We start from the raw sequence: 12,763 nt of genomic DNA, 5'->3' as shown, positions 1-12,763 counted from the left end.
AGCGCTTAGCGCACGGTGACCGGCGCGGGCAGCGGCGGCACCACCGTCGGCTGGGTGCCCGGGACGGGGCCGGCCTGGGCAGCCATCGGAGCCGGACCGGCAGCGCCCGACGTAGGCGCAGCGGAGGCGGTCGCCGTTCCCGGCGGCGGGCCACCCGGCATCACCACCACGCGGGTGCCGACCTTGACGCGGTCGAACAGGTCGGAGACGTCCTCGTTCAGCATGCCGATGCAGCCCGACGACACGAACTTGCCGATCGTCGAAGGCTGGTTGGTGCCGTGGATGCGGTAGACGGTCGAGCCGAGATACATCGCTCGTGCGCCGAGCGGATTGCCGGGGCCGCCGGCCATGAAGCGCGGAAGATAGGGCTGACGCTCGATCATCTCGGTCGGCGGATGCCAATCCGGCCACTCGGCCTTGCGGGTGATCTTCTGCACGCCGGTCCAGGTGAAGCCATCGCGGCCGACGCGGACGCCGTAGCGGATCGCACGGCCGCCTCCGAGCACGTAATAGAGGTAGGTGTTCGGGGTATCGACGATGAGCGTTCCAGCCGGCTCCTTGGTCGCCAGCGAGACTTCCTGACGGCGCAGGTTCGGCGACAACTGCGCGGGAGCAGCGTCGGGCTGCTCCTCGGGCGGCAGCGAAGCGATCGCCATCGGCCGGCCATCGTTGCCCAGGGGCGGCTGGCCGGACTGAACCGTTCCGGTCGCGGCGGGGCCGCCAACGGCCTCCGGCGGACGCAGGCCGTCCCTGCCGGGTGCCTGACCCGGACGATCGGCATAGATCACCGCGGGCGGGCCGGCGGGGCGGCCGTAGCGGGGATCGTCGGGCGACATCACGGGGCCCTGCGGCGGCGCCGTCGAATAGACCGGCGGAGCGCCAGCCGGACGGCCATAGCGCGGATCATCGGGCGACATCACCGGCCCCTGCGGCGGGGCGGCGGAATAGACCGGCGGAGGGCCAGCCGGGCGGCCGTAACGCGGATCGTCGGCCGGACCGGGCGGCGGCAGCGACGCCTGCGGCATCGCGTCGTCTTCGTCGTCCAGCGAGTCGAAATTCGGCGTGCGGTCGCCGGGGCGATATTCGGCCGGAGCGCCATAGCTCGGCGCCTGCTGGACCGGATAGCTCTGAGCCTGTGCGAGCGAGGTTCCCGCCGCAGCGACTGTTGCGGCAGCGCATATCGTCAGAAAATGTTTGATCATCATCGCTCTTGTATAGTCCCCGAGCCCATCCGGACCGTTAACGGCCAGATGACCGAAGATAGCGGCACATTCAAGACATTACAGGCCGATTTGTGCCTGAGTTAGCGATTTGTGATGCAGGCACACACAGTTGCCTCGTTGCATCAGGGGGCGGAAATCGCATCCGGCCGCAGATTGCCGGAGTCTCCGGCCCCGAATTTAAGGGAACGGCGCGGAGGCGTTGCGATATGTTCGAATCAGCCTGATTCGCCTCCGCTTTGAGCTTCCATCCCGGCGTGGCGAACGGCAATCAGTACCGTCACCGCGTTCAGATGGCTCTTGGGTCCCGGCCGCCACCCGCCGGGGCGGAAATTCGTAACCCGTCCGATGCTTCCCGGCTTTCGCTTCCTGTTTGCCGCGATCCTGCTGTCAACCTCCATCCTGGTGTTCGGCCTAGGTGCCGCCGCGCTGCTGCGGGCCACCCACGAGCAGTATGTCAGCAACCCCTCCTGGCGGAACGGCCCACAGGAGAAGGTGTTTGCGCAGGTTTCCGAGCCGGCCCAGCCGGTGCTCGCGGCGCTCCGCGCCGAGCCTGAGGCGGCCGCCGAGCCCACGCCATCGCTGCGCGACCGGGTGCCGACCATCGGCTTGCCGGCGAACGAGCCCGAACAGGTGGCCGCCCTGACGACCGAGCCCGACGTGCCGCCGCAGGTCACCGAGGCCGCGCCTCCGGTCGCCGAGCCGGTGCAGGCCGAGGCCACGACGGAAGCCATCGCGCCGGCTCCTGCCGACACACTCACCCCGGCCGACACAACGGCATCGATCCCCGAGGCCACGCCTGCCGTGACCGCCAGCGAACCGGCGCCGGCCGATCTCGGTGCGGCCCTCGCCTCCCCGGTGCCCGACATTGCCCCGGCCAAGGTGGCCGCGCTGAACGATCCGGCGGCGCCGACCTTGAAGGATGCACCCGCGAAGGCCAAGGGAGACGCGAAGGCGGACAGCAGCGCCCCGGACAGCAAGGCGACCAAGCGCCAGGCGAAGGCGAAGAAGCGGCACCGCATGGTGCAGCGTCCTCCGCCTCAGCAGTTGCGGCAGAGCTATGATCCGTTCGGCCAGCAGCAGATGCTGGCGACAACGGCCACGCGCACGCGCCAGTAAGGCTACGCCGGCCCGGTCGCGACCGGCGGGCCGCCGGCCTGGCCCCACTCCGACCACGAGCCGTCATAGAGCGCGGTGTCGGTGATGCCGAGGCGATAGAGTGCGAGCGTCAACACGCCGGCGGACACGCCCGAACCGCAGCTCGTCACGATCGGCGCATCGAGCCTGACGCCGGCGTTCGCGAAGGCGGCGCGCAGATCCTCGAGCGGCTTCATCTCGCCGGTCGCGGCATCGAACAGCTGATTGTAGGGCACGTTGCGGGCGCCGGGGATGTGGCCGGAGCGGATGCCCGCGCGCGGCTCGGGCGCGCCCTCGAAGCGGTCGGCGGCGCGTGCGTCGATCACCTGCTCCTTGCTGCTTTCGACGTTGGCGATCAGCTGCTGCATGCTGCGCACGCGTTTTGAATCGTAGCTCGCCCTAAACGTCGCGGGCTTCGGCTTCACCTCGCCGCTCTCGACCGGACGCCCCTCGGCGCGCCACTTCTTCAGCCCGCCATTGAGAATGCGTACATTGCTGTGGCCGAAGGCCAGGAACATCCACCAGGCGCGGGGAGCAGCGACCCATCCGCCGGCATCGTAGAGGACGACGGTGTCGGCATCGGAGATGCCGAGTTGGCCTGCGTCACGGCCGAACTGCTCGGCGCTCGGATACATGTGCGGCAGCGGGTTGGAATGATCCGACACCGCATCGACGTCGAAGAACACGGCGCCCGGCAGATGCGCGGCGAGATAATCGTCCTTCGGCAGCGGCAGCACGCCCGGCAGCTTGAAGCTGGCGTCGAGGATCTTGACGTTGGCGTCGCCAATGTGGGCGGCGAGCCATTCGGTGGAGACGAGGGGGTCGGTGGGGGTCATGCGAGGTCTTTCTTGTCATTCCGAAGTTGAAGCAATGCGCATCAAACTCCGCTGTCATCGCCCGGCTTGACCGGGCGATCCAGTATTCCAGAGGCGGTTGTGATTGAGTCGAGAAGCTGCGGCGTACTGGATTCCCCGCTTTCGCGGGGAATGACAGCGGAGATTGGCGCGACAGCGCAGCACTTCTCACCCCTTCTTCTTCGGCTCCCACTGCTCCACCGGGCCGCCGGCATCGCGCCAGGCGGCATAGCCGCCGGCGATGTGGGCAACGGGCTTCAAGCCCATGTCCTTGGCGGTCTTCGCCGCGAGCGCGGAGCGCATGCCGCCGGCGCAATGGAAGACGAATTTCTTGTCCTCCTGGAAGATCGGCTTCGCATAGGGGCTCTGCGGATCGATCCAGAATTCGAGCATGCCGCGCGTGCAGGCGAACGCGCCGGGGATGCGACCGTCGCGCTCGATCTCACGGGGGTCGCGGATGTCGACGATGACGACGTCACCGTTCTTGGAGATCTCGATGGCCTCCTTGGCGTTGAGCGTCTCGATCTCGGCATTGGCCTCGTCGATCAGCGCCTTGATGCCGCGGGTGATGGTCTGGGGCATGTGGTTCTCCCTCTTGTCGGCCTCTGCGCGGCCGTCCGGACTGACGGCGCGTGCAGCTAGTGCGTCAATTCCTTCATCGCACCCTCAAGCCCCTCGATCGTGATCGGGTACATGCGGTTGGCGAAGATGCGTTTGATGATGGTGGTCGATTCCGAATAGTCCCAGTGCTTCTGCTGCACCGGATTGAGCCACACCGTATGCGGATAGGTGCGGATGATGCGGTCGAGCCAGACCGAGCCCGGCTCCTCGTTGACATGCTCGACCGAGCCGCCCGGCACCATGATCTCGTAGGGTGACATCGAGGCGTCGCCGACGAACACGACCTTGTAGTCGTGCGGGTATTTGTGCAGCACGTCCCAGGTCGGCGTGCGGTCGGTGAAGCGGCGCTTGTTCTGCTTCCACACGCCTTCATAGAGGCAGTTGTGGAAGTAGAAATACTCCATGTGCTTGAACTCGCTCTTCGCCGCCGAGAACAGTTCCTCGACCTGCTCGATATGGGAATCCATCGAGCCGCCGATGTCGAAGAACACCAGCAGCTTCACCGCATTGCGCCGCTCGGGCCGCATGTGGACGTCGAGATAGCCGTGATTGGCGGTCTCGCGGATCGTGGTGTCGAGATCGAGCTCATCAGGCGCGCCGGTGCGCGCGAACTTGCGCAGGCGCCGCAGCGCCACCTTGATGTTGCGGATACCGAGCTCGACATTGCCGTCGAGATCCTTGAACTCGCGTTTGTCCCACACCTTCACGGCACGGTTGTTGCGGTTCTTCTCCTGGCCGATGCGCACGCCTTCGGGATTGTAGCCGTGGGCGCCGAACGGCGAGGTGCCGGCAGTGCCGATCCACTTCGAGCCGCCCTGGTGCCGGCCCTTCTGCTCCTCGAGGCGCTTCTTCAGCGTCTCCATGAGCTTGTCCCAGCCCATGGCCTCGATCTGCTTCTTCTCCTCCTCGCTGAGGTATTTCTCGGCGAGCTTCTTCAGCCACTCCTCGGGGATCTCCGCCTTCTCCATGGCGTCGAGCAGGCTTTCCAGCCCCTTGAACACCGTGCCGAAGACGCGGTCGAACTTGTCGAGGTTGCGCTCGTCCTTCACCAGCGAGGTGCGCGACAGATAGTAGAAATTCTCGACCGAATAGTCCGACAGATCAGCGTCGAGCGCCTCCATCAGCGTGAGGTATTCGCGCAGCGTCACGGGGACCTGCGCATCGCGCAGAGAAGTGAAGAATTGCAGGAACATGGGTGACAGATTGCCCGTCGGGGGGCGAACGTCAAGGGGCCGAGCCCGCCGCGGGACGCTGGACCGGTCGGCTTTTTGCTCTAGAATTGACCGTCTCACGGGGTTGTTTTGGGGACGTTTGCAATGGGAATTCTCGCAGCGCTCATCATTGGCGCGATCGCCGGCTGGCTTGCCGGCAAGATTGTCCATGGGGCGGGATTTGGGCTGATCGGCAACATGGTGGTCGGCATCATCGGCGCGCTGGTGGCGGGCTGGGTGCTGCCGCAACTGCATATTGCGCTGGCCACCGGCACGATCGGCGCCATCGTGGATGCCACCATCGGCGCGGTGATTGTGCTCGTCATCCTTTCGCTGATAAAACGGGTCTGAAAGCCTGACCGAACCAGGAACGGCCGCCATGAGCGGCCGTTCCGTTTGTTGGACCAGGGCGATGCCCGGCCGACGACCAACAAGGACGCGCGATGAAATTTACCGGCACCAAGGACTATGTTGCGACCGACGATCTCAAGGTCGCCGTCAATGCCTCGATCGTGCTGGAGCGCCCGCTGCTCATCAAGGGCGAGCCCGGCACCGGCAAGACCGTGCTGGCGGAGGAAGTGGCGAAGGCGCTGAACGCGCCGCTTTTGACCTGGCACATCAAGTCCACCACCAAGGCGCAGCAGGGCCTCTACGAATACGACGCGGTGTCGCGCCTGCGCGACAGCCAGCTCGGCGATGCCCGTGTCTCCGACATCAAGAACTACATCAAGCGCGGCAAGCTGTGGGACGCCTTCACCGCCGAGCAGCGCCCGGTGCTCCTGATCGACGAGATCGACAAGGCCGACATCGAATTCCCGAACGACCTGCTCCTCGAGCTCGACCGCATGGAATTCCATGTCTACGAGACCGGCGAGACGATCAAGGCTAAGCAGCGCCCGATCATGATGATCACCTCCAACAACGAGAAGGAGCTGCCGGACGCCTTCCTGCGCCGCTGCTTCTTCCACTACATCAAGTTCCCCGACGCCGACACGATGGGACGCATCGTCGACGTCCACTTCCCCGGCATCAAGAAGCGCCTGGTCGAGGAAGCGCTGCGCATCTTCTTCGAGGTCCGCGAAGTCCCGGGCCTGAAGAAGAAGCCGTCGACCTCCGAGCTGCTCGACTGGCTCAAGCTGCTGCTCAACGAGGACATGAGCGTGGAGCAACTGCGCGAACGCGACCCGCGCAAGCTGATCCCGCCGCTGCACGGCGCGCTGCTCAAGAACGAGCAGGACGTGCACCTGTTCGAGCGGCTGGCATTTTTGAGCCGGAGGGAGGTTTGATCTGCAAGCGCGCAGAGACAACCTGACCGCAATTCCTACCGCTACTCTGGGCCGCGTTTCCCCGCGTCATCTCGGATTCGGATGACCGTCAAGGCGGAGCTGATAAACGAAATAGGTTGGGGTACAGAACCCGATCTTTCGGCTTCTCAAGTTATTCAACGCCGGGGCACTGACGTTGAACCTTGCACTCGTGACAAAATCCGGCATCTGCTGGCAAATATAGTCCTCGCGGCAAAACCGCGACGGCGAGCATGTGTTCAGGAGGCCGCGGCCGACGCCAGCGGCGAAAATGCCGCTGTCGAAATATCCCTTGGCCATCTGCTCAAAGCCCTTGCCTCCGACGATCGCGCAGATTTCCTCGGGCACGCTGCCCGGCCGGATCACCGCCAGCGACGCCTCCTCGGGCTTGCAGGGACGCGTGACGCGGCCCAGCGGCACGCCGATCTTCGTTGGACGGCAGTTGTAGCCGTAGCCGCTCAATTTTCCTTCCGGCAGCTTGTAGACGAGTTCTTCCTTGCTGACGCGGTCGCTGAACGCGCGCAGGTTGAAGCCGAGCGGGTTGTTGGCGGCGGTCTTCGCTGTGGAGTCTTCGATGACGTTTGAGCGGCAGCTCAAACCCGCGGCGACATTCTGTGCCGCGGCCACGCATTGGCCGAGATTGGAGGAAGTCGCAGCGTTCGTCACCAACGCCTGACAAGTGAGGTTACGCGTGGCATTGCAGCTCCATTTCGCGGCCTGCGCCAGATCCGCATTCAAAGGGCACGGCATGTTGTCGCCGGCGACAACATAGGCCGGATTTCCGCTCCCCCAGGCCGCCGGGGGCGCCGAAGGATGCGGGCGAAAACTGTTCGGCGCCTGACCGAGCGAAACCCGCTCGACATAGTCCTTGCGGCGAACAAGTTCCGCGTAGACATGGGGCGAGAACGGCAATTGCAACTCGTTACCGTCAAGGGCGTTTCTGATGGCGTCCGCGTCGCGGCCGAAATCGAACCGGTCCACGCCGAGAAAATGGAATCCGGCGGTCGAGGATGATTGATGGCAGCCCATGCAGGACGACGTGTTCAGGCGTTCGAGCAGACCCGCGCCGGATTGCACGAATTTTGGTGACCTCCCGGGGACACCCGCCGCCGCGACGATCCGTGCCGCCTGCTCGCTGCCGATTGCGAGATCGAAGGGACGATTGGCCATGCGCGCGCTGCCGGCAGTGGAAAAACTCAGCGCGATATCGGCCTCCAGGCTCTCCGGTATCCTGAAGGTGCCGTTGTCGATCTCGGCGATGTGGCCGGCGAGATAGTCCTGCAACTGCTTCTGCTTGGCGGGATCCTTCAGAATTGCCTGCACATCAGGCGTATTTTCCAGCCGCGTCGGCTGAAACTTGCCATCCCTCAGCGCGAAGATCCGCATCCAGTAGATCGCCTGTCCGGCGAATTTGCGGTTCTCCATGTTTTCGAGGTCTGATGGAAAGCGCACCACCTGCGCATTGATCTCCATCTGTTTGAAGATTAGTCGCGAAAAATCCAGCGGCCCCTGCAGCAGGCGTTGGGCAACCACTGCCGGATCGTCAGCATCGATCCCGGCGACGCGCCAGAGCGAGGCGACGTCCTGGCAATTCCTGCCGTCATCCGCGTAACTGAACACCCTGTTCACGGTGAACGGCATGCGCGACGCGTAAGTCTTGCCGTTCATCCTCACTTCGTAGCCGAGCCGGTAGATGAAGCGCAATTCGCCGCAATGCGCGGAATCGAAATCGCGGCGGTCCATCCGATTGACTACGCCCGACAGGAGGAACAATCCGTCGCTGGAGCCGAGCCATTTCTCGTTAAACACGCGCGCAACATTGCCATTCAGCCGCAGCGTCTTGCCAGCGTCCGTTTTGGCCGACTTCGGGTCGTAGGTTTTCAGGATCTCCTTTTCCCAATCGATGCCGAGTCCCGCTGTGATACGCGTGATGTCGGCGGACATCACGGCAGCGAACTGCGCGTAGGTCCCACTGAATTGAGACAAGTCGCTCGCCCGCGTCGGGCCGTCGGCGACCGCCGGCTGCGGCAGCTTTTGCGCGGCGTGAATTTTCCTGAACAGGGTCACCAGCGAAAGCGCGGATGAATTGTCATGATCGAGCACCGCGAGCAGAGGCCCCTGGCTGATCAGGGTCGTCACCTCTGCGGAGGCCCGGGGAGACTGGGCAAAGCAGGGAGAGATCGTGAGGATCAAGAGGCAGAGTATTGAGATGAAGCGCATCTGCTGTTTCTACTACGTCAAGGCGCATCCTGCAATTTAAGGGTGAATGTCCCGAGGAGCCCGCGCTCGAGGAAAGAGGGAAAGCGCACGCTCTCCACATCGTCATTGCGAGCGCAGACACGCCGCAGCATCCTCGCGGCGCATTTCGCCCGAGCTTTGCTGTCTCCGTCACGCCCTCCAGGAAAGAGGGCGCAGGGAAGGCCGGGTGCCGGCTGGCACCCACGGTCCGCTGTGCGAAAGCACACGCAGAAGAACTGCACAGCGGCATACAGGTGAAGCCAAACACACGGCCTTCCCTGCGCAGTGGTCGGACGGCGTATGCCGTGCTCTCCCGGGAGCCGAGTTCGTTCTGGCCTCCCTCACCCCTGCGAAAGTCGCCGACACCGCGCCGGTTGACGCAAATGCCGCATCCGCAAGAGCTTGACCGTAGCAACGACGGCCAGGACCACACGTCTATATTTTGGTGTTCGGTGAAACACCGTGAAACTAAGAAAACCCTTTGAAATAAGCACTTTATGCGTAGGCTTGTTTCGGGCTGTTCCTGCGGAGTTCGCCAAATCTAGGGCCGGGACCTAAGCGCTTCAGCGTCCGCACGACAAACTGAAAGCTCAAATCCCGGCCCTTTGGTCTCAAGCTAGGAGCCGAAACCACATGAATACTACCATTACCGCTGCCCCTTTCGGCAAGCGGGGCCGCAAGAGCAGCGTCATCCTGATCGACCGCATGTGCGAGAAGCGGGTGACCGAGCGCACCAAAATTTACGACCGCAAATGCCCCGGCCTCTACGTCAGCATTACCGCCGCCGGGGTCGCAACCTTCTCGTTCAAGTTCACCGATCGGACCACGGGCAAACAGCGCACCGGATGGCTCGGCATCTATAACCCGGAGACCTTCACGGTCGAGGATGCCCGCAGCAAGGTCTACGGCCTCAAGGGCATGGGCGGCAACGCGCTTACCCAGACCTTCCGCGACCAGAAGGCGAAGGCCGCGCAGAACGGCAAGACCGTCTCCGAGATCATCGAGGAGCGGATCAACTGGATGAAGACGCCCGTCCGCAAGCCGGACGGCGAGATGCGGCCCCGGCTGGAGGCGTGGGAGAACACGGCCAGCCATCTGCGGCGCTTCGTGGGTGCCCGGCTCGGCAAGAAGCTGGCGCGAGAGGTCACCAAGAATGACATCGCGACGCTCTCGAACGACATCATCGCTGGTGAATTCGGCAAGCCCTCGGTCAGCAATGCGCGGCATATGCGCAAAGCAGCCAGCGCCCTGTTTAATTGGGCGGCCGAGGCGGGCCGCGATTACGTCAGCGCGTCACCTTGCATCAACCTTCCGAAGCTCGATGCGGAACACGCCCGCACCCGAGTTCTTTCAGAGGACGAGATCAAGATATTCTGGCACGGCCTCGACGATGATGTCCTGCTGGCATCATGGGATCGCCGAACGCGGCTCGCGCTGAAATTCGAGCTTGTGACCATGCTGCGGTCGAGCGAGCTGCTTGGCGCGCACCGCGACGAACTATTCGACCTCGACGGCGAGAACCCGCGCTTTGACGTGCCGCTCAAGCGGGTCAAGAAGCGCCGGATGATCCAGCAGCCCCTCTCCGGTCTCGCGGTCGAGATCATCAAGGAAGCCTTGCGGGGATCGAACAAGCAATACGTCTTCGCCTCCCCGCTCGGCGATCAGCCGCTGCACCGCAAGGCCATGGCGGACGCGCTGCGCGGCGACAACCGCAAGGGCAAGGTGAGGACGCCCGGCATCTGCACCCTGCTCGGCCTCAAGCCGTTCACGCCGCACGATCTGCGCCGGACGGCGGCAACCTTGGCCGGCGACCTCGGCTTCGATGATGCGTGGATCGCGAAATGTCTCGACCACGCCGCGAGCAAGAAGGCCGAGGTCGTCGTGCCGACCGTCACCGGCAAGGTCTACAACCATTCCAAGCGGATGAAGGAGAAGCGCGCGGTGTTGGAGGGCGTCGCCGTCGAGCTGCGGCGCATCGTTGGCAAGCAGACCCCAACGACGCAAGCGGAGACCGGATTGCGGCTCTTCGCCTGACCGTCGCACCGATCGACTGATCATCGGCCCGATCCCACGTCGCCGGGGTCGGGCTTTTCTTTATGACGCACGCTGCGGCGACGCCATCGCGGGTCACGGCGCGGCTACCGCACCGACAGTACGCGCGTGGCCCCCGCCCACCGCCAAAGGGAGGGCTTCCGGACGCTCTCCTGCCTGCTATACCGTGCCCCTCAATGGGGACACTCGATGAACGACAAACCAAGGACAGGGCGGATACTCCGAGACCTGCGTCAGGTTGCGGAAGAAGAACGTCAAAGAAAGGCAAAGCACGACAAATGGGTTGGAGACATGCGCGACAACGGCTGTACCGATCCGGAGGACCCTGTCGAACTGGCACGGTGGCAAGCCGAGCAAGATAAGAAATACGAGCAGTTCAAGGAGGATCGTCGTGCGATCGAGGCTCTTTTCGGCATGGACCGAGAGGAACTCAAGCGGATCAAAGATAGTCGCCCAATAGGCGTTCCGCCGCCGATCGAGCCCCGGAGCATTCACTCTTCTGTGCCGCAGCCACCTTGGAAGCGGAAATTACGACCCTGACCAGCCAAAGCTGAGCCTCGATCTTAGCAAGGTTTTTCACATCCACGACTGACAGCGGGCCTACGCCCGCTCCGACCTGCGAGGGATTGATAGTTTGCCAGCCGATCAGCGTGCCGCTTTGATCGCAGCATGTCGCGCCGCCGATACACGCCGAACGGCGTGGAGGCCGCCTCGCGGCGCATCCTCGGCAAGTCTCCACTGAGATTGCCAACTATTCGTCAGCGACTTTGTACCAATCGCCCTTGTTGTCCTTCATATCGCGATGCGTTGAGACCTTATCCCAATCGAAGCACACGCGAATATCACCCTGCACGTTGAATGAACAAATCTCACGAGACAATATAGCTTCCTTCATGTCTTTGACGACCTTTAAGGCCATGTCCGTACCTTTATTGTCTCGATAGGCTATTCCGGTGTTGCACACTTTTAGCTCCGGTTGGCAGCTCCGGAAGTACCTTGGTCGTCCGTTGTTTTGGCTCGCTGACATGGCGGTGACCGCATCAACCAGTTCATTCCAAGTCGGCGGCTTGGATGCCTTGGCATTCGGAGTAATGCTTGTGGGATCGCCCGATGGCAATTGCTGGATATTCTTCGCTTGGGGCGGCGCAGCAAGTTGCGACGGCTTTCCGACCATTGTTACGCCCATCGACTGGAGTTCTGATGGACTAAGCCAAACCATTTCGCTTGGCGGAGTAACTACCATTCGCCCAATGATGGCGGCGGGGACGCCGAGTTCTTTGGCGACCCGCGCCATCGAGACTGTAGCGGCTCCCGATTGAATTGTTTCGGCACCTGTTTGGTCGGATGCGCCGTGAACACCAACCTGCGCCGTGTAATTTGCGAACTTCGTGTCTCCCGCTGCAAATATCAGAAAACACGCTGAGGCACACGTCGCGCCTTGAGCAACATTAGTCGCCATCTTGGCAAACTTCACGGTCTCCGAAAGCTTTACACCCTCAAGCAGGTTCCCGCCGATAGAGTTTAGTCGAATTCCCGACACGAACTTTCCAGCATCGTTAGCTCCCTTGATGGTGGCTTTCAAAGCGTCGGCATCTCCCTCTACGATTTCGCCGGAAATCGAAATAAGAACGTGCCCTTCTTTGGTCGCTATCGACTTCAATGTCGCTGCGGTGGAAATATCGCCAAACGATACCGCGACCGGCACCGCCGCTAAAAAGCAGGCCCACTTAATAAAATTCATTGTCCCGCCCCCGTCGGACTTCGTCTGTTTTGAGGAAACCTGCGGCTGATTTCAAGAAGTGTTTGGCGCTACTGCCTCAGGGCAATTCAGAGAGACTGACGGCGCTTTACGATAGAGACGATACGATCGCGCAGGCGCTCAAGCAGGCCGCCTGCGTACCAACCGCAGATCGAAACCACCAAAAATAACAGGCTGATCTCAAAGTACCGCAAAAACTCATCGGTAGACAAAACCACCCCCAACCCCCGTCAGGACTTCTGAACATAAGTCAGAAACGACGGACTGCAACTCTCTTGCACTCGGCCGTTACATCAGCGCCAACCGAGCCGTCCTTCGCGATCGCATCGCGCTCGCCATCACAGCAGCGCGACAGTCGTTCGTATGA

At 62.9% G+C, this 12,763-nt stretch carries 11 protein-coding genes; 5 read left to right on the top strand and 6 right to left on the bottom strand.

The features are described from left to right. Positions 1-5 precede the first annotated feature (5 nt). Positions 6-1,202 carry a L,D-transpeptidase family protein gene (locus tag ABIB95_RS12510; protein WP_354239660.1) on the bottom strand — a complete coding sequence of 399 codons (1,197 nt, stop codon included), beginning with the start codon at positions 1,200-1,202 and terminating at the stop codon, positions 6-8. 366 nt (positions 1,203-1,568) lie between these two features. On the opposite strand from ABIB95_RS12510, the gene ABIB95_RS12505 reads away from it, so the two are divergent. After that, the gene (locus tag ABIB95_RS12505) at positions 1,569-2,339 is read left to right on the top strand and encodes a hypothetical protein (RefSeq protein ID WP_354239658.1); all 771 of its coding nucleotides are present in this window, start codon (positions 1,569-1,571) and stop codon (positions 2,337-2,339) included. Between the two features lie 2 nt (positions 2,340-2,341). On the opposite strand, the gene sseA is transcribed toward ABIB95_RS12505, so the two are convergent. The 3 genes from sseA to ABIB95_RS12490 form a co-directional block, all read right to left on the bottom strand. Then, positions 2,342-3,193 (bottom strand): 3-mercaptopyruvate sulfurtransferase, encoded by an 852-nt coding sequence (sseA, locus tag ABIB95_RS12500; RefSeq protein ID WP_354239656.1) that lies wholly within the window; start codon positions 3,191-3,193, stop codon positions 2,342-2,344. 186 nt (positions 3,194-3,379) lie between these two features. Beyond that, on the bottom strand, positions 3,380-3,793 hold the full coding sequence (locus ABIB95_RS12495) for a rhodanese-like domain-containing protein (protein WP_028152329.1): 414 nt from the start codon (positions 3,791-3,793) through the stop codon (positions 3,380-3,382). A 56-nt stretch (positions 3,794-3,849) separates the two neighbouring features. Next, positions 3,850-5,025, bottom strand: coding sequence for a vWA domain-containing protein (locus ABIB95_RS12490; protein ID WP_028156289.1), 1,176 nt, complete (start codon positions 5,023-5,025; stop codon positions 3,850-3,852). A gap of 123 nt (positions 5,026-5,148) precedes the next feature. On the opposite strand from ABIB95_RS12490, the gene ABIB95_RS12485 reads away from it, so the two are divergent. Both ABIB95_RS12485 and ABIB95_RS12480 read left to right on the top strand, forming a co-directional pair. Continuing rightward, positions 5,149-5,394: a GlsB/YeaQ/YmgE family stress response membrane protein gene (locus tag ABIB95_RS12485; RefSeq protein ID WP_354239654.1), complete on the top strand. Its 246-nt coding sequence runs from the start codon at positions 5,149-5,151 to the stop codon at positions 5,392-5,394. A gap of 92 nt (positions 5,395-5,486) precedes the next feature. Next, positions 5,487-6,329: an AAA family ATPase gene (locus ABIB95_RS12480; protein WP_085405171.1), complete on the top strand. Its 843-nt coding sequence runs from the start codon at positions 5,487-5,489 to the stop codon at positions 6,327-6,329. A 66-nt stretch (positions 6,330-6,395) separates the two neighbouring features. Here ABIB95_RS12480 and ABIB95_RS12475 read toward each other — a convergent pair whose 3' ends face one another. Further along, positions 6,396-8,567, bottom strand: a complete 2,172-nt coding sequence (locus ABIB95_RS12475; RefSeq protein ID WP_354239652.1) for a hypothetical protein — start codon at positions 8,565-8,567, stop codon at positions 6,396-6,398. Positions 8,568-9,218: 651 nt separating this feature from the next. Here ABIB95_RS12475 and ABIB95_RS12470 point away from each other — a divergent pair. Next, positions 9,219-10,619, top strand: a complete 1,401-nt coding sequence (locus ABIB95_RS12470; RefSeq protein WP_354239650.1) for a tyrosine-type recombinase/integrase — start codon at positions 9,219-9,221, stop codon at positions 10,617-10,619. Positions 10,620-10,826: 207 nt separating this feature from the next. Continuing rightward, positions 10,827-11,177, top strand: a complete 351-nt coding sequence (locus ABIB95_RS12465) for a hypothetical protein (protein ID WP_354239648.1) — start codon at positions 10,827-10,829, stop codon at positions 11,175-11,177. A gap of 211 nt (positions 11,178-11,388) precedes the next feature. On the opposite strand, the gene ABIB95_RS12460 is transcribed toward ABIB95_RS12465, so the two are convergent. Beyond that, positions 11,389-12,378 (bottom strand): COG3904 family protein, encoded by a 990-nt coding sequence (locus ABIB95_RS12460; RefSeq protein WP_354239646.1) that lies wholly within the window; start codon positions 12,376-12,378, stop codon positions 11,389-11,391. Positions 12,379-12,763 lie beyond the last annotated feature (385 nt).

It is taken from the genome of Bradyrhizobium sp. LA2.1, from assembly GCF_040547725.1.
GTDB lineage: Bacteria > Pseudomonadota > Alphaproteobacteria > Rhizobiales > Xanthobacteraceae > Bradyrhizobium > Bradyrhizobium barranii.
The sequence above is the reverse complement of the archived record's forward strand: the minus strand, read 5'-3'. Positions and strand labels throughout refer to the sequence as shown.